Annotated in this window: 14 protein-coding genes; 1 reads left to right on the plus strand and 13 read right to left on the minus strand. The window is 72.7% G+C overall.

The genetic code is table 11. From position 1 onward, the window contains the following. Positions 1-30: 30 nt before the first annotated feature. From leuB to ilvD, 9 genes are all read right to left on the minus strand, one after another. Positions 31-1,128, minus strand: coding sequence for a 3-isopropylmalate dehydrogenase (leuB, locus tag KB893_RS15360; protein ID WP_211926772.1), 1,098 nt, complete (start codon positions 1,126-1,128; stop codon positions 31-33). Next, positions 1,125-1,718 carry a 3-isopropylmalate dehydratase small subunit gene (leuD, locus tag KB893_RS15365; RefSeq protein ID WP_213173851.1) on the minus strand — a complete coding sequence of 198 codons (594 nt, stop codon included), beginning with the start codon at positions 1,716-1,718 and terminating at the stop codon, positions 1,125-1,127. The genes leuB and leuD overlap by 4 nt, the downstream gene beginning before the upstream one ends. Beyond that, positions 1,718-3,130 (minus strand): 3-isopropylmalate dehydratase large subunit, encoded by a 1,413-nt coding sequence (leuC, locus tag KB893_RS15370; protein WP_211926770.1) that lies wholly within the window; start codon positions 3,128-3,130, stop codon positions 1,718-1,720. The genes leuD and leuC overlap by 1 nt, the downstream gene beginning before the upstream one ends. A 100-nt stretch (positions 3,131-3,230) precedes the next feature. Continuing rightward, a complete protein-coding gene (locus KB893_RS15375) occupies positions 3,231-4,811 on the minus strand; it encodes a 2-isopropylmalate synthase (RefSeq protein ID WP_211926769.1) in 1,581 nt (526 codons plus the stop codon). A 267-nt stretch (positions 4,812-5,078) separates the two neighbouring features. Further along, on the minus strand, positions 5,079-5,963 hold the full coding sequence (locus tag KB893_RS15380; RefSeq protein WP_213173852.1) for an aminotransferase class IV: 885 nt from the start codon (positions 5,961-5,963) through the stop codon (positions 5,079-5,081). Beyond that, positions 5,954-6,190: an ACT domain-containing protein gene (locus KB893_RS15385; protein WP_213173853.1), complete on the minus strand. Its 237-nt coding sequence runs from the start codon at positions 6,188-6,190 to the stop codon at positions 5,954-5,956. Before KB893_RS15385 ends, KB893_RS15380 begins: the two co-directional genes overlap by 10 nt. Next, complete coding sequence (gene ilvG, locus KB893_RS15390; protein WP_213173854.1) at positions 6,174-7,922, minus strand: acetolactate synthase 2 catalytic subunit; 1,749 nt, start codon at positions 7,920-7,922, stop codon at positions 6,174-6,176. The genes KB893_RS15385 and ilvG overlap by 17 nt, the downstream gene beginning before the upstream one ends. After that, a complete protein-coding gene (gene ilvC / locus KB893_RS15395; protein ID WP_211926302.1) occupies positions 7,919-8,926 on the minus strand; it encodes a ketol-acid reductoisomerase in 1,008 nt (335 codons plus the stop codon). The genes ilvG and ilvC overlap by 4 nt, the downstream gene beginning before the upstream one ends. An 11-nt stretch (positions 8,927-8,937) precedes the next feature. Beyond that, positions 8,938-10,644 carry a dihydroxy-acid dehydratase gene (ilvD, locus tag KB893_RS15400; protein WP_213173855.1) on the minus strand — a complete coding sequence of 569 codons (1,707 nt, stop codon included), beginning with the start codon at positions 10,642-10,644 and terminating at the stop codon, positions 8,938-8,940. A 537-nt stretch (positions 10,645-11,181) separates the two neighbouring features. Here ilvD and KB893_RS15405 point away from each other — a divergent pair. After that, entirely contained in the window at positions 11,182-11,778 is a 597-nt protein-coding gene (locus KB893_RS15405) for a DUF4136 domain-containing protein (RefSeq protein ID WP_211926304.1), read from the plus strand. Between the two features lie 36 nt (positions 11,779-11,814). Here the strand turns inward: KB893_RS15405 and KB893_RS15410 are convergent, their stop codons facing one another. The 4 genes from KB893_RS15410 to KB893_RS15425 all read right to left on the minus strand — a co-directional run bounded on the left by KB893_RS15410 (position 11,815) and on the right by KB893_RS15425 (position 16,396). Then, positions 11,815-12,939 (minus strand): HDOD domain-containing protein, encoded by a 1,125-nt coding sequence (locus tag KB893_RS15410; protein WP_213173856.1) that lies wholly within the window; start codon positions 12,937-12,939, stop codon positions 11,815-11,817. Positions 12,940-13,042: 103 nt separating this feature from the next. After that, the gene (ppa, locus tag KB893_RS15415) at positions 13,043-13,570 is read right to left on the minus strand and encodes an inorganic diphosphatase (RefSeq protein ID WP_211926306.1); all 528 of its coding nucleotides are present in this window, start codon (positions 13,568-13,570) and stop codon (positions 13,043-13,045) included. A gap of 128 nt (positions 13,571-13,698) precedes the next feature. Continuing rightward, positions 13,699-15,750, minus strand: coding sequence for a sodium-translocating pyrophosphatase (locus tag KB893_RS15420; RefSeq protein ID WP_211926307.1), 2,052 nt, complete (start codon positions 15,748-15,750; stop codon positions 13,699-13,701). Positions 15,751-15,982: 232 nt separating this feature from the next. Continuing rightward, positions 15,983-16,396 carry an SIR2 family protein gene (locus tag KB893_RS15425; RefSeq protein WP_211926308.1) on the minus strand — a complete coding sequence of 138 codons (414 nt, stop codon included), beginning with the start codon at positions 16,394-16,396 and terminating at the stop codon, positions 15,983-15,985. Positions 16,397-16,451 lie beyond the last annotated feature (55 nt).

Consider the following 16,451-nt stretch of genomic DNA (forward strand, 5'->3'; position numbering starts at 1 on the left):
TCGCGCTGTGCGCGGATCCGCAGTCCCCGCTCAGCGTCCCGCGGCAGCAGGCGAGCCGGCGGCGACGATGGCGGCCACCACCGCGGCCGTGGCTTCGAGGGTGCCGGCGGCGCGGCCGTCGCCGGCCAGCTCGGCGGTGAGTACGCCCCGATCCAGCGCCTGCGCGACTGCGCCCTCGACGAGGTCCGCGGCCTCGGCGAGGCCGAGCGAATGGCGCAGCAGCATCGCCGCCGACAGGATCGCCGCGTAGGGATTGGCGATGCCGCGCCCGGCGATGTCCGGCGCCGAGCCGTGGATCGGCTCGTAGACGCCGTTGCGGCCGTCGCCGAGCGAGGCCGAGGGCAGCAGGCCCAGCGAGCCGGCCAGCATCGAGGCCTCGTCGGTGAGGATGTCGCCGAACATGTTCTCGGTCACGATCACGTCGTAGTCGCGCGGCCGCGCGATCAGGTGCATCGCCATCGAGTCGACGAGCTGGTGCTCGAGCGCGACATCGGGGAACTCCTCGGCCATCAACCGGCTCGTCGTCTCGCGCCACAGCCGCGAGGTCTCCAGCACGTTGGCCTTGTCGACCGACACCAGCCGGCCGCGGCGCGCGCGCGCCAGCCGTGCGGCGCTGCGCACCACGCGTTCTATCTCCGCGACCGAATAGCTGCACAGGTCGCTGGCGGCGTCGGCGGAGCGGGTCTTGTCGCCGAAGTAGATGCCGCCGGTGAGCTCGCGCACCACCACCAGGTCGACCCCGGCTAGCAGGTGCGGCTTGATCGGCGACGCGCCGAGCGCCGCCGGGTGCGGCTTCACCGGGCGCAGGTTGGCGTACAGCCCCAATCCGCGGCGCAGCGCCAGCAGGCCCTGCTCGGGCCGCACCCTGGCCTTGGGGTCCGACCACTTCGGTCCGCCGACCGCGCCCAGCAGCACCGCGTCGGCGGCCTGGCAGGCGGCGAGGGTGGCGGCGGGCAGAGCTTCGCCGCCGGCGTCGATGGCGGCGCCGCCGATGGCGTGTTCCTCGAAGGCGAGGGCGAGACCGAAGTGCGCGGAGACGGCTTCCAGCACGGCCACGGCGGCGGCGGTGACTTCGGGACCGATCCCGTCGCCGGGCAGGACGACGATGCGGTGCGATGCGGTGCTCATGCGGCGGTGCGTTCCTTGTGGTGCGTGGATTCGTAGGCGGCGATGGCGTCGGCGCGGGCCAGCAGCCAGCCCATCTCGTCGACGCCCTGCATCAGACAGGTGCGGGCGAAGGCGTCCAGCGGGAAGGCGTGCGCCTCGCCCGCGGGGGTGCGCACGAGGCAGGCATCGATGTCGATGTCGAGTTCGTCGTCGGGCCGCGTCATCAGGTCCTGCACCACGGCCTCGTCGAGGACGATCGGCAGCAGGCCGTTCTTGGTCGCGTTGTTGCGGAAGATGTCCGCGATCTCGCTGGATATCACCGCGCGCAGGCCGAGGTCGACCAGCGCCCAGGGCGCATGCTCGCGCGAGGAGCCGCAGCCGAAGTTGCGCCCGGCGACGAGCACCGCGCGGCCCGCGTTCTCCGGCCGGTTGAAGGCGAAGTCCGGGTTGGGCGCGCCGTCGGCGGCCCAGCGCCAGTCGTTGAAGGCGAAGCGGCCCAGGCCCTGGCGCTCGGTCGTCGACAGGAAGCGCGCGGGGATGATCTGGTCGGTGTCGATGTTCTGCTGCGGCAGCACCACGCTGGCCGAGCGCAGGCGGACGAAGGGGGGCATCAGGCGGCCTCCGGCTGGCGGGCGAGGGTGCGGGGGTCGACGACCTGGCCGGCGACGGCGCAGGCCGCCGCGGTCAGCGGCGAGGCGAGCATGGTGCGCGCGCCCTGGCCCTGGCGGCCCTCGAAGTTGCGGTTGCTGGTGCTCACCGCGAGCTGGCCGGGACCGACCAGGTCGCCGTTCATGGCGATGCACATCGAGCAGCCCGGCTCGCGCCACTCGGCGCCGGCGGCGCGCACGACCGCGTCGATGCCCTCGGCCTCGGCGTCGCGCTTGACCGCCTCCGAGCCCGGCACCACCAGCATGCGCACGCGCGGGTGCACGCGCCTGCCGTCGAGCACCGCGGCGACCTCGCGCATGTCGCTGAGGCGGCCGTTGGTGCAGGAGCCGACGAAGACCACGTCGACCGGCATGCCGGCCAGCGTCTCGCCCTCGCGCACCTGCATGTAGCCCATGCCCTTGCGCGCCGATGCGTCGGCGGCGGACGGGACCGGCGCGTCCACGGCCAGCGCCGTGCCCGGATGCGTGCCCCAGGTCAGGGTCGGGCGGATCGCGGCGGCGTCGATCACCACCTCGCGGTCGAAGCGCGCGCCGGGATCGCTGACGAGCTTCGCCCACTCGGCCTTCGCCGCCTCGAAGGCCTCGCCCTTCGGTGCGCGCGGCGCGCGCGCGAGCCAGGCGAAGGTGGTCTCGTCCGGGGCGATCATGCCGGCGCGCGCGCCGGCCTCGATCGACATGTTGCACACGGTCATGCGCGCGTCCATGTCGAGCGCGCGGATCACGCTGCCGCGGTATTCGATGACGTGCCCGGTGCCGCCGTTGACGCCGATCCGGCCGATCACGTGGAGGATCAGGTCCTTGGCGCCCACCCCGGGCGCGAGCTCGCCGTCGACGGTGATCGACATCGTCTTCGGCCGCCGCTGCAGCAGGCATTGCGTGGCCAGCACGTGGCCGACCTCGCTGGTGCCGATGCCGAAGGCCAGCGCGCCGAAGGCGCCGTGGGTCGAGGTGTGGCTGTCGCCGCAGACGATGGTCATGCCCGGCTGGGTCAGGCCGAGCTCGGGCGCGACGACGTGGACGATGCCGCGCTCGGCCGAGCCGATGTCGAAGAGCTCGATGCCGTGAGTGGCGCAGTTCTCGCGCAGGCGCGCGACCTGCGCCTCCGACGCCGCGCTCGCGTACGGCAGGCGCCCGTCGGGCCCGGCCGGCAGGGTCGGCGTGGAGTGGTCGAGCGTGGCCTTGGTGCGGTCGGGCCGCCGCGGCGCGAGCCCGCGCGCGGCGAGCTCGCCGAAGGCCTGCGGCGAGGTGACCTCGTGGATCAGGTGCAGGTCGATGAACAGCACGGCCGGCGCGTCCGGCGTCTCGGGGACGACGACGTGGGCGTTCCAGAGTTTGTCGAAGAGGGTGGTGGGCATGGTGGTCCGGCTGAAGCGGGAATGGGGAATCAGGAATCAGGAATCGGGAATCGGGAATCGGGAAGGGAACGGGGAACTGGGAAGGAGGGCGACGGGGCGATCAGGCGGGGAGGGGGGCCGGGGTGGTGGAGCGGGTGCTGGCGCCGGTTTCCCGTTCCCCGTTCCCTGTTCCCGTCGCTCGCCTCACCCGGTTGGCCACCTCCAGCCACGCCAGCGCGCTGGCCTCGATGATGTCGTGGCTGTTGCCGGTGCCGGTGTGGGCATCGTCGCCGTGGCGGACGCTCAGCGTGGCTTCGCCGCGGGCGTCGGCGCCGGTGCCGGTGCTGTGTACCTGGTAGCTCTCGAGCTCCAGCGCCACGCCGGTGGCGCGCGCCATCGCCGCGAACAGGGCGGCGACAGGCCCGTCGCCTTCGGCCGTTTCGGTGACGACGGCACCGTCGGGGTCCGACAGCACGACCTGGGCATGCGCGCTGCGACGCCCGTCGGCGACGCTGAGGGCGGCGATGCGCCAGCCCTCGCCGCTGGCGGACTCGCCCTCGACCAGGCGCTGCAGGTCGGCGTCCTCGACCACGCGCTGGGTCTCGCACAGCGCCTTGAAGCGCTCGAAGACCTGCGCCAGCGTGCCGTCGTCGAGCACGTAGCCGAGCGCGCGCAGGCGCTCGCCCACCGCGGCGCGGCCGCTGTGGCGGCCGAGCACCATCTGCGTCGCCGGCCAGCCCACGCTCTCCGGGGTCATGATCTCGTAGGTGCCGCGATGCCTGAGCATGCCGTGCTGGTGGATGCCGGCCTCGTGGGCGAAGGCGTTGGCGCCGACGACGGCCTTGTTGCGCTGGACCGCCATGCCGGTCAGGCGGGTCAGCAGGCGCGAGGTCTCGAGCAGCCGCGGCGTGCGGATGCCGGTGTCGACGCCGTAGTAGGCGCCGCGCGTGCGCACGGCCATCGCGAACTCCTCCAGCGCGCAGTTGCCGGCGCGCTCGCCGATGCCGTTGACCGCGACCTCGACCTGGCGCGCGCCGCCTTCGACCGCGGCCAGCGAGTTCGCCACCGCCAGGCCGAGGTCGTTGTGGCAGTGCGCGCTGAAGATCGCGCGGTCGGCGTCGCGCACCCGCGCGCGCAGGCGCTCGAACAGCCCGCGGATCTCGCCGGGCGTGGTGTAGCCGACCGTGTCGGGCACGTTGATGGTGGTGGCGCCGGCGGCGATCGCGGCGGAGAAGATCTCCACCAGGAAGTCCTCCTCCGTGCGCAGCGCATCCTCGGCGGAGAATTCGACGTCGTCGACCAGCGCCCGCGCGCGCTCGACGCCGGCGACCGCGCGCGCCAGCACCTCGTCGCGCGAGAGCTTGAGCTTGTGCTCGCGGTGCAGCGGGCTGGTCGAGATGAACACGTGGATGCGCGGCCGGGCCGCGCCGTCGAGCGCGCGCGCGACCGCATCGATGTCGCCGTCGCTGCAGCGCGCCAGGCCGCACAGCGTGGTCTCGCGCAGGTCGGCGGCGATGGCGCGGCTGGCCTCCATGTCCGCGACCGAACTGGCGGGGAAGCCGGTCTCGATGACGTCGACGCCGAGTTCGGCGAGCGCGCGGGCGAACACGCGCTTCTGCGCCGGATTCATGCTGCAGCCGGGCGACTGCTCGCCGTCGCGCAGGGTGGTGTCGAAGATGCGTACGTGGTCGGGGGTGCTCATGCGGGGCGGTCCTCGGTCGATGCGGTGCGCCGGGCGGCGGTGCGCGCGAGATGCGGTGCGGGAACGGGCGCGCGTCGCGCGCGCGGGAATGGCGGGGTCGCGGGCGATGCCCCGCGCGCGGGATGGGCGATCGTATCCCGCCGGCGCGTGCCCCATCGGGAGCCGCGCGCGGGACTGCCGCCGCATGCAGGCGCACATGCGCATGCGGCGCGGGACCCGCAGGCGCGGGTTCGCGCGTGCGATCCGGCTACGTCGCCGGGCACGGCCTCAGGCGGCATGCGCCTGCGCTCCCGGGACGCGGGTCAGCCAGTGCTCGTGCGCGGGCGAGCCGCTGCGCACGATCGACAGGTAGCGCGCGCGGATCTCCGTGGCCACCGGCGCGTCGCCGAAACGACGCTCGTCCAGCGCGGCGACCGGCAGCACCTCGGCGGAGGTGCCGGCGAGGAAGACCTCGTCGGCCTCCTTCAGCTCGTCGAGCGGGACCGCGCGCGCGGTGGCGCCGGTGAGTTCGACGAGGGTGTCGCGGGTGATGCCCGGCAGCGCGTCGGGATGCGCCACCGCGACCACCGCGCCGTCCTTGACCATGAATACGTTGACGCCGGTGCATTCGACGACGAGGCCGTCGTCGTCGACGAATAGGGCGTCGTCGAAGCCGCGGCCGGCGGCCTCGCGCTTGGCCAGGATCGAGTTCACGTAGCTGCCGGCGAGCTTCAGCGGCGGCAGCGCGGCGGCGCGGTTGCGGCGCATCGGCGACACGGTCAGGCGCACCGGCTTCTCGCCCAGGTGCGGCGCCCACGGTACCGAGGCCACCATCAGGTGGCGCGACAGCGGGCCCACGTCGAGCCCGAGCGAGCCGGTGCCGTACCACAGCAGCGGCCGCACGTAGGCGTCGCGATGATGGTTGGCGCGCAGGACGGCGACGGTCGCCGCCGCCGCCTCGTTGGCATCGAAGGCGATGCCGAGCGCGTCGGCGCCGCGGCGCATGCGTTCGAGGTGTTCGCGCAGGCGGAACACCGCGGCGCCGTCGGGCGTCGCATAGCTGCGGATGCCCTCGAATACGGCGGTGCCGTAGTGCATGGCGTGGGTGGTCAGGGGTGCGGCGAGCTGGTCCTGGGGGACGAGGCGGCCGTCGAACCAGAGGCTCAGGGACATGCGGTGATCTCCACTTGCAGGCAGTCGTGGTTCTTCTGCATCAGGTGTCGCAGCGGTTCGCAGGGACGGTCGCTTTCGACGGTGAGGCACAGGCGCCAGTGGCCGTCGGCGGGCGCGGGCGCGCCCTCGATCGCGCGCGGCGCGAAGCCGCGACGCTCGACCAGGCCGAGCGCGCGCAGCAGCGCGCCTTCGGACGGACGCAGCACCAGGTCAAGCCGATAGCGCATGCGCGCGGTCCTCCGCGGGCGCCGGTGCCGGCGGCGGCGCATCGAGCATGCTGCCGTTGGCATGGTTGGGCGGGACCAGCGGCCACACGTTGGCGCGGATGTCGATGGCCACGTGCAGCAGCGCCGGCCCGGGCGAGGCGAGGAAGGCGTCGAGCGCCTGCTCGATCTCCTCGCGGTGCTCGATGCGCTGCGCGGGAATGCCGAACACCCGCGCCAGCGCACCGAAGTCCGGGTTGTCGGACAGATCGATCTCGCTGTAGCGCTCGGCGAAGAACAGCTCCTGCCACTGACGGACCATGCCCAGCGCGGAGTTGTCGAGCAGCACCATCTTCAGCGGCAGGCGGCAGCGCGCGACGGTCGCCAGCTCCTGCACGTTCATCATGAAGCTGCCGTCGCCCGACACCAACACCACCGTGCGTTCCGGGCAGGCGAACTGCGCGCCCATCGCCGCCGGCAGGCCGAAGCCCATGGTGCCGAGCGCGCCGCTGGTCAGGTGGTTGCGCGGATGCGCAAGCTGCCAGTGCTGGGCCACCCACATCTGGTGCTGGCCGACGTCGCAGGCCACGACCGCATCCGCCGGCACGCGCTGCGACAGTCGCCGCAGCAGGGCCGGCGCATAGATGTCCCGGCCCGGCGCGTCGTAGCGGTTGGCGAAGCGCGCGCTGCGATCGCTGCAGGTCGCGCGCCACGCATCGCAGCGGCTGCGCGCGGCGGCGAGCCTGCGCAGCGCCGCGCCGACCTCGCCGTGGATGGCGATGTCGGCGGCGCGCAGCTTGCCGATCTCGCTGGCGTCGGCGTCGAGATGGACGATGCGGGCCTGCGGCGCGAAACCATCGAGCCTGCCGGTGGCGCGGTCGTCGAACCGTGCGCCGACCACGATCAGGAGGTCGGCCTCCTGCACCGCCATGTTCGCCGCGCGGCTGCCGTGCATGCCGAGCATGCCCAGCAGGCAGGGATGCCCGGTCGGTAGTGCGCCGAGGCCGCGCAGGGTGAGCACGGTCGGCAGCGCGGTGGCATCGACGAAGGCGCGGAACACGTCGACGGCATCGGCCAGGGCGATCCCGCCGCCGCCGTAGACCACCGGGCGCTCGGCCTGGGCGATGGCGGCGATGGCCTCGAGCAGCGCCGCGTCCGCAGCCGCCGGCGGCGAGGTGGCGGTGCGCGGGCGGTGCGGCGCGAGCCCCGAGGCGTCCGCCAGCTGCACGTCCTTGGGCAGGTCGATCAGCACCGGCCCGGGACGTCCCTCGCGGGCGATGCGGAAGGCCTCGGCCACCGCCTCGGGCAGGTCCTCGACCCGCCGCACCAGGAAGCTGTGCTTGACGATCGGCATGGTCAGCCCGAACACGTCGAGCTCCTGGAAGGCGTCGGTGCCGAGCAGCGGCGTGGCGACCTGGCCAGTCACCACCACCATCGGCACCGAATCGACGAAGGCATCGGCGATGCCGGTCACGAGGTTGGATGCGCCGGGTCCGGAGGTCGCCACGCACACGCCGACCCGGCCGCTGGCGCGGGCGTAGCCGTTCGCCGCCAGCGCCGCGCCCTGTTCGTGGCGCACCAGGATGTGGCGCAGCGGCGCGTCCACCAGCGCGTCGTAGAACGGCATGATCGTGCCGCCGGGGTAGCCGAACAGCAGGTCGACGCCTTCGGCCTCCATGGCACGCGCGAGCCACTGCGCGCCGTTGGCCGGTGCCGGCCGCGCCGTGGGCGTGGCGTCGGCGGCCAGCGCGTTCATGCGGCCGCCGCCGACCGCGCCGGCGCCTGCCCGGCGGGCGTGTCCGCCTGCAGCCAGCGCATCGCGGCGCGCAGCCTGCGGCCGGTCTCCTCGATCGGATGCTCGAGGTCGGCCTCCTTGTAGCGCCGGTAGTTCGGCAGCCCGGCTTCGTACTCGGCGATCCAGTTGCGGGCGAAGGTGCCGTCCTGGATCTCGGCCAGCACCGCCTTCATGCGCTCCTTGGTGCCGGCATCGACGATGCGCGGGCCGCTGACGAAGTCGCCGTACTGCGCGGTCTCGGAGATGAACTCGAGCATGCGGGTGATGCCGCCCTCGTAGAACAGGTCGACGATCAGCTTCAGCTCGTGCAGCACCTCGTAGTAGGCGATCTCCGGCTGGTAGCCGGCCTCGACCAGGGTCTCGTAGCCGGCCTGCACCAGCGCACTGGCGCCGCCGCAGAGCACCGCCTGCTCGCCGAACAGGTCGGTCTCGGTCTCCTCCTTGAACGTGGTGCGGATGAGGTTGGCGCGGGCGCCGCCGAGGCCTTCGGCGTAGGTCCTGGCGCAGGCCTCGGCGCGGCCGTTGGGGTCCTGGTGCACGGCCCAGACGCAGGGCACGCCGCGACCGATCTCGTATTCGCGGCGCACCAGCGCGCCCGGCCCCTTGGGCGCGACCAGGGCGACGTCGAGATCCGCACGCGGCGCGATCTGGCCGAAGTGCACGTTGAACCCATGCGCGAACAGCAGGCAGGCGCCGGCGGCGATGTTCGGCTCGATCACCTCGCGGTAGAGCGCAGGCTGGACCATGTCCGGGGTCAGCACGGCGACGATGTCGGCAGCGGCCACCGCCTCGGCCGGCGGCTTCACCCGGAAGCCGTCCTCCTTCGCGCGGATGGATGTCGGCCCGCCGGCGCGCAGGCCGACGGTGACCTCGAATCCGGAGTCGCGCAGGTTCAGCGCGTGCGCGCGTCCCTGGCTGCCGTAGCCGATGACGGCGATGCGGGGCTTGCTGGTGCTCGGGCTCATGGCGGTTCCTTTCAGTCGACGGGAGTGAGGGTGTGGGCGATCGCAGGGGCCGGCGCGCGCGCCGGGCGCAGCGCGGAGGGCGTGGTCACGGCGCCGCGCGAGGCGGAGCCGACCAGCTGTGCGTACTTGGCGAGCGCGCCGCGGGTCACGCGCGGGGCGAGCGCGGCGGGCGTGCGCGAGGCGAGGTCGGCGGCGACGTCGATGCGCCGCGCGGCGGCGTCGATGGTCACCACGTCGCCCTCGCGCAGCCGCGCGAGCGGGCCGCCGCGCGCGGCCTCGGGCGCGAGGTGGCCGACCATGAATCCGCGGGTGGCGCCGGAGAAGCGGCCGTCGGTGACCAGCGCCACCTCGTCGCCCAGGCCCTGGCCGACCAAGGCCGCGGTGACCGCCAGCATCTCGCGCATCCCGGGGCCGCCGGCGGGGCCTTCGAAGCGGATGACGACGACGTCGCCCGGGCGGATCGCGCGCGCCTGCACCGCGGCGAAGGCGGCGTCCTCGGAATCGAACACCCGCGCCGGGCCGCTGTGGCGGCTGCGGCCGTGGCCGGCGAGCTTGAGGATGCAGCCCTCCGGCGCCAGGTCGCCGTACAGGATGGCGTAGCCGCCGACCGGCTTGAGCGGAGCGGCGACGGGGCGGATCGCATCCTGCGCCGGATCGCCCGCGGGCGCGGCGTCGGTCTCGGCGAACAGGCCGCGGCCGGTCACCGTCGGCACGTCCTCGACCAGGCCGGCCTCGCGCAGCGCGCGCGCCACCAGCGCGGTGCCGCCGAAGGCGAACATCTCCGCGGCGGTGTAGCGTCCGCCGGGCTTGAGGTCGGCGATGACCGGCGTCGACGCCGCCGCCTGGAACTCCTCGAGGTCGAAGGCCACGCCGGCCTCGTGCGCGATCGCCAGCAGGTGCAGGGCGGCATTGGTCGAGCCGGCGGTGGCCGACACCGCGTGCGCCGCGTTGCGCAGCGACGCCGACGTGACCAGGTCGCGACCGCGCGGGCCGCCGTCGCGGATCTGGCGCATCACGATGTCGCCGCAGCGGCGCGCGGCGGCGGGCTTGTCCGGATGCACCGCCGGGATGTCGTTGTCGCCCATCGGCGACATGCCGAGGAAGGTCAGCACCATCGCCATGGTGTTGGCCGTGTACTGCCCGCCGCAGGCGCCGGCGCCCGGGCAGGCGGCGCGCTCGACCTCGGCGAGTTCGGCGTCGTCGATGCGTCCCGCGGCATGCGCGCCGACCGCCTCGAACACGTCCTGCACGGTCAGCGCCTTGCCGCGGCAGCGCCCGGGCATGATCGTGCCGCCGTAGAGCACGGTGCCCGGCAGGTCCAGCCGCGCCAGCGCCATCGCCGCGGCGGGGATGGTCTTGTCGCAGCCGCACAGCAGCACCACGCCGTCGAGGCAGTGGCCGCTGACCGCGAGCTCGATGGAGTCGGCGATGGTCTCGCGCGAGGCCAGCGAGGCGCGCATGCCGTCGGAGCCCATGGCGATGCCGTCGGTCACCGCGATGGTGTTGAACTCGACCGGCGTGCCGCCGGCGGCGCGGATGCCGTCCTTGGCGTGCTGCGCCAGCTCGCGGAGGGTGAGGTTGCAGGGGCTGACGTCGGACCAGGTGTGGACCACCGCGATCATCGGCCGCGCGATGGCGGCGTCGTCCAGGCCGGTGGCGCGGAGCATGGCCCGCGCCGGGGCGCGGGCGGGTCCTGACTTGATGGCGTCGCTGTTCAAGGCTGGCTGTCCTGGAGGAGGAAATTTCCAGGGCCAGAAACGAGAAAACCCCGCGCCGTGTCCGGTGCGGGGTTTTCGTTCTGACCTGGTGCTGCGTTGTTTCAGTCGGTCACGACGATCCCGCCCCTGGCGAGGTAATAAGGAGAAGCGGAAGGAGTACGAGGGACGCGGGCGGGACGGCCACCGCGACGACGGACGCGCGCCGGACGGCGCGGTCGAACGTCTGCGGCAGTGCGTCAAGATTCATGTTGCCGACCTAAGCACGGCCGGATTGGACGCGTCAACGCGGTGTGGCGATGCTGGTGCCGGGAGACGCGTGCCTCGTCGTCGGAAAGCCGGTCGCAGCAAGGATTCCTGCGCGGGTGCGCCGTTCGTCGGTGCGGCCGGAGGGGCGGCCGATGTCGCCGTCCTCGGCACCGATCTGCGCGGATCGCGGCCACCCGGCTGCCGTCGCCTGAACGCGGTCACGCCCTTCGCGACCGCATCATCGCCTCGCACGTACCACAGCACCTGTCACGAAAGATCCCGGAGTTCCCCATGTTCACCCGCCACCGCTGGTTCGGCCTCGTCGCCGTCCTGCTGTTCCTCGGTGCGCTCGCCGGCTGCGCCACCGGCCCGGCCATCCGCACCGAGACCGATCCCGAGGCCGACTTCGGCCGCTATCGCAGCTTCGCCTTCTATTCGCCGCTGGCGATGAACTCCGAGGGCTATGCCTCGTTCGCCACCGAGCGCGCCAAGGCCGCCGCGCGGCGGGAGATGGAGGCCCGCGGCTACGTCTACGACGAGGCCGACCCGGACCTCTGGGTCAACATCAATACCTACATGCAGCAGCGCACCGACGTGTACACCGTGCCCGACGTGGACTACGGCTACTACTACAGCTATCGCGCACGGTCCTACATCGCGGTGCCGTACTGGCGCGATCGCACCGAGGTCAGCCGCTACACCGAGGGCACGATCAACATCGACATCGTGGACGTCGCCCGCAACCGCCTGGTCTGGGAAGGCATCTCGGTCGGCCGGGTCGGGCGCATGCGTTCGCCGGACGAGCGCGGGGCGCGGCTCGACCAGGGCATCTCCGAGATCTTCGCCCAGTATCCCTACCGGGCGGGGGCGCGCGGTCCGGTGATGTGAGCCGGCGCGGACGCGGGAACCGTGCCCGCGTCCGCCTCAGTCGAGCGCCGTCAGTTCCAGCGGGTCGCCCGGCATCGCCGCCAGTTCCTCGGCCATGCGCTCCCACTGCGGAACGCGTCCGCTCAGGCCGAGGTTGGCCAGGTAGGCATGGTCCAGCGGGTAGCCGGACGCCAGCGAGGTGGCGACGTGCACGGCGCCGCCGATCCAGAACCCGCGGAAGTGGCTGCGGCTCGGCTCCCTCTGGTTGGCGACCGCTTCCACGATCGGCATCGGCAGCCCCCACAGGCCGAGCAGGTAGGCGCCGGCCTCGGCGTAATGCGGGCCGCGCGAGACCGTGCCGGTGCCGTCGGCGTTCGGGATGCGCACGCCCGGCAGCAGCATGCCGACCTCCGCGACCACCGCCGCGGTGGCCGCGAGGTCGGCGCTCGGGCCTTGCAGCAGGCGGCTGGCCAGGCGCGATGCGACGAGGCCGCGGCGGCTCAGCGCGTCGCGGTCGATGCCCGGCGGCGGCTGCAGCGAGAAGATCTCTCCGGCCAGCACCAGGCGCCGGATCGAGTCGTAGCCGATCCGCACCACCGCCGAGCGGATGTCGGCCACCTTGCGGCTGAAGGCGAAGTAGGCGGAGTTGCACAGCCGCAGCACCTTGGCCGCGGTGACCGGGTCCTGGGCGATCAGCGCGGTGACGGTGCGCGCAGTCGTGCGCGGGTCCTCGAGCTTGCGGTGCAGCTCCAGGTACAGCCGCGGCGGCGGCGGAAGCGCGCCGATGCGGCCGATCGTCTCCCTGAGGTCGGGCGCGTCGAGCAGTTCCTGCAGCTCGACCACGTTCTCCACCGCGGCGACCAACTCGTCGGCCAGGATCGGCCGGCGCATGAAGCGGTGAGTGTTCTCCAGCGCGCGCAGCGCGTTCGGCTCCTCGCCCTCGTCGAGCAGGAGGATCCGCACCGCGCGCGGATTGCGCAGGCGCGCGGCCTGCAGGAGGTCGACGCCGCCGGGTGCGTGCGCGTCGGCGACCACCACGTCCGCCGCATCGAAGGCGGAGCCGGAACCCGCGGCGGCGGGATCGGCCTTCCACTCGACCTGCCAGTCGACCCCGAACTCCCCCAGCGCCTGGGCGAGTTCGGCATCGGCGCCTTCGGCCCTGGCCGCGATCAGTACCCGCACGTGTCCCCCGGAAGCTCGTACCGGGCCGGGATCGATGCGCGCCGGCGCCGGGGGCGCGAGTCTAGCAGCGCCGCCCGCACCGCTGCGCGGGCCGGCGCCGGGTTCAGGCCTTGGCCCGCTCGACCGAGTCGAGGAGGATGCGCCTGGCCTCGTCGGCCTTGCCCCAGCCTTCGATCTTGACCCACTTGCCCTTCTCGAGGTCCTTGTAGTGCTCGAAGAAGTGGCCGATGCGCTCGAGCCAGTGGTTGGACACCTGTTCGATGTCCTCGATGTGCGCGTAGCCGGCGAAGATCTTGGACACCGGCACCGCCAGGATCTTCTCGTCGCTGCCGGCCTCGTCGCTCATCTTCAGCACGCCGACCGGGCGACAGCGCACCACCGAGCCCGGCACCAGCGGCAGCGGCAGCACGACCAGCACGTCGGCCGGATCGCCGTCGCCGCAGAGCGTGTTCGGCACGTAGCCGTAGTTGCAGGGATAGCGCATGGGGGTCGAGAGGATGCGGTCGACGAAGATCGCGCCGCTCGCCTTGTCGACCTCGTACTTGACCGGCTCGGAGTCCTTCGGGATCTCGATGACGACGTTGATCTCGTTGGGGACGTCGTTGCCGGTGGGGACGAGATGCAGGCCCATGTGGACTCCTTAGGATGCGGGGGAAGGCGCCGGCATCGCCGCGCGCTTCGGGGCCGGCAATGATAGGTCATGCCGCTGATGCGCCGCAGCAACCGCAAAGCGCCCGCCGGCGCCGCGCAGGCGACGCCTCAGAGCAGCGGCACCAGGAGCAGGGCGACGATGTTGATGATCTTGATCAGCGGGTTCACCGCCGGGCCGGCGGTGTCCTTGTAGGGGTCGCCGACCGTGTCGCCGGTCACCGCGGCCTTGTGCGCCTCGGAACCCTTGCCGCCGTGGTGGCCGTCCTCGATGTACTTCTTGGCGTTGTCCCAGGCGCCACCGCCGGTGGTCATCGAGATCGCCACGAAGAGGCCGGTGACGATGGTGCCGATCAGCAGGCCGCCCAGCGCACGCACGCCCGCGCCGGGGCCCATCAGCCAGTTCATGCCGAAGCCGACCACCACCGGCACCAGCACCGGCAGCAGCGAGGGCACCACCATCTCGCGGATCGCCGAGCGGGTGAGCATGTCCACCGCGCGGTCGTACTGCGGCTTGCCGGTGCCCTGCATGATCCCCGGGATGTCGCGGAACTGGCGGCGCACCTCCTCCACCACGGCCCCCGCCGCACGGCCCACCGCCTCCATCGCCATGGCACCGAACAGGTAGGGGATCAGGCCGCCGATGAACAGGCCGATGATCACCGCCGGGTCGGACAGGTCGAAGCGGAACAGCTCGGTCGGGTTGGCTGCCTGCAGGTTGTGGGTGAAGTCGGCGAACAGCACCAGCGCGGCAAGGCCGGCGGAGCCGATCGCATAGCCCTTGGTCACCGCCTTGGTGGTGTTGCCGACCGCGTCGAGAGGGTCGGTCACCGCGCGCACCTCGGCCGGCAGTTCGGCCATCTCGGCGATGCCGCCGGCGTTGTCGGTGATCGGGCCGTAGGCGTCCAGGGCCACGATCATGCCGGTCATCGAGAGCATCGCGGTGGCCGCCACCGCGATGCCGTACAGCCCGCCCAGCGTGTAGCAGCCGTAGATCGCCGCGCACACCGCGAGCACGGGCCAGGCGGTGGCCTTCATCGACACGCCCAGCCCGGCGATGATGTTGGTGCCGTGGCCGGTGGTGCTGGCGGCGGCGACATGGCGCACCGGCGCGTAGTCGGTGCCGGTGTAGTACTCGGTGATCCACACGATCGCGCCGGTCAGGACCAGGCCGACCAGGGCGCAGCCGTACAGGCGCCCGGCGCCGAGCGGGGAGTCGCCCATCAGCGCCATGGTGATCGGCCAGAACGCGATCGCCGCGAGCACCCCGGATACGATCACGCCCTTGTACAGCGCGCCCATGATCGAGCCGTTGCCGCCGATGCGGACGAAGAAGGTGCCGATGATCGAGGCGACGATCGAGGCGCCGCCGAGCACCAGCGGATACAGCGCGCCGTCGGGTCCGACCTCGGCGGCCATCAGCACGCCAAGCAGCATGGTCGCGATCACCGTGACCGCATAGGTCTCGAACAGGTCGGCGGCCATGCCCGCGCAGTCGCCGACGTTGTCGCCGACGTTGTCGGCGATCACCGCGGGATTGCGCGGGTCGTCCTCGGGAATCCCCGCCTCGACCTTGCCGACCAGGTCCGCGCCGACGTCGGCGCCCTTGGTGAAGATGCCGCCGCCGAGCCGGGCGAAGATCGAGATCAGCGAGCTGCCGAACGCCAGCCCCACCAGCGCATGCAGCGCGGCTTCGGTCGGCATGCCGCTGTACACCAGGACCGCGTAGTAGCCGGCCACGCCGAGCAGCCCCAGTCCCACCACCAGCATCCCGGTGATGGCGCCGCCCTTGAAGGCGACGTCCATCGCCGCGTGGATGCCGTGGCGCGCGGCCTCGGCGGTGCGCACATTGGCGCGCACCGAGACGTTCATGCCGATGTAGCCGGCCGCACCCGAGAGCACCGCGCCGATCAGGAAGCCGAGCCCGGTGCCCCAGCCCAGGGCGAAGCCCAGGGCGAGGAACAGGACGACGCCGGCTATCGCGATGGTCGTGTACTGGCGGTTGAGGTAGGCACGCGCGCCTTCCTGGATGGCCTGGGCGATGGCCTGCATGCGCGCGTCGCCGGCCGGTCGTGCGAGCACCTGCCGTGTCCACGCGATGCCGAACGCGATGGCGAGGCCGGCGCACGCCAGTGCGATCCAGAGTCCTTGGGTCTGCAGCATGGTTCTCTCCGTGTCGATGCTCGGGAACGGGGACGCACGGAGGAGGCGTCCGCCCGGCGCGGCGCGCCGGACCGTCGGGCCGGGATGGGTGGAGCGCTTCCCGGACACGCACGCCGGAACCGTTCGACCACTCGAGGGCGCCGCCCCAGCGGCGCCGCGAGCCGAGTATGTCGAGTCGCCGTGCCCGCAGCCACGCTGCACCCGCAGCATCGCCGCCGGGGCGGGGCGCGGATCAGCGCACGTCGGCGAGCCGCTCGAGCAGTTCGACCAGGGACGCCTCCGGCCTTTCGCCGGAGGCGGCGATCATGCGGATGTTCCACTGCGCCAGCGCCGCCTCCTGCACCGGGTCGGGGTGCCGCGAGAAGATGAGGGACTGCGGCCGCGGCGCGCCGTGCGCGGCCTGCTTCCACAGGTTGGCGAGGCGGAAGAGCAGGTAGCGGATGTTGATGTCCGACAGGCTGTAGCCGATGAAGAGCACCGAGCGCCCGGGCACGTCTGCGCGCAGCTTGATGTCCAGCGGCGATTCGACCTCCAGCCGCTCGAAGAAGCTGGTCTCATCGAGCGCCGGCGGGGTGTCGTCGTCGAAGTCGCCGTGGAAGTTGACGACCTGCGTGCCCTCGGCGCAGCTGTCGGGCGGGTCGGCCATCCAGCTGCGCAGCGGACCGATCCGGCCCTTGGTGATGCGGTAGTACTGGGCAAGG

This window comes from Coralloluteibacterium stylophorae (assembly GCF_018122625.2).
Lineage (GTDB): Bacteria > Pseudomonadota > Gammaproteobacteria > Xanthomonadales > Xanthomonadaceae > Coralloluteibacterium > Coralloluteibacterium stylophorae.

Bases quoted from the DNA above. Each gene is read 5' to 3' on its own strand.
- leuB (WP_211926772.1), bottom strand. From the start codon at position 1,128: ATGAGCACCGCATCGCACCGCATCGTCGTCCTGCCCGGCGACGGGATC.
- leuD (WP_213173851.1), bottom strand. From the start codon at position 1,718: ATGCCCCCCTTCGTCCGCCTGCGCTCGGCCAGCGTGGTGCTGCCGCAG.
- leuC (WP_211926770.1), bottom strand. From the start codon at position 3,130: ATGCCCACCACCCTCTTCGACAAACTCTGGAACGCCCACGTCGTCGTC.
- KB893_RS15375 (WP_211926769.1), bottom strand. From the start codon at position 4,811: ATGAGCACCCCCGACCACGTACGCATCTTCGACACCACCCTGCGCGAC.
- KB893_RS15380 (WP_213173852.1), bottom strand. From the start codon at position 5,963: ATGTCCCTGAGCCTCTGGTTCGACGGCCGCCTCGTCCCCCAGGACCAG.
- KB893_RS15385 (WP_213173853.1), bottom strand. From the start codon at position 6,190: ATGCGCTATCGGCTTGACCTGGTGCTGCGTCCGTCCGAAGGCGCGCTG.
- ilvG (WP_213173854.1), bottom strand. From the start codon at position 7,922: ATGAACGCGCTGGCCGCCGACGCCACGCCCACGGCGCGGCCGGCACCG.
- ilvC (WP_211926302.1), bottom strand. From the start codon at position 8,926: ATGAGCCCGAGCACCAGCAAGCCCCGCATCGCCGTCATCGGCTACGGC.
- KB893_RS15405 (WP_211926304.1), top strand. From the start codon at position 11,182: ATGTTCACCCGCCACCGCTGGTTCGGCCTCGTCGCCGTCCTGCTGTTC.
- ppa (WP_211926306.1), bottom strand. From the start codon at position 13,570: ATGGGCCTGCATCTCGTCCCCACCGGCAACGACGTCCCCAACGAGATC.
- KB893_RS15420 (WP_211926307.1), bottom strand. From the start codon at position 15,750: ATGCTGCAGACCCAAGGACTCTGGATCGCACTGGCGTGCGCCGGCCTC.
- KB893_RS15425 (WP_211926308.1), bottom strand. From the start codon at position 16,396: ATGGCCGACCCGCCCGACAGCTGCGCCGAGGGCACGCAGGTCGTCAAC.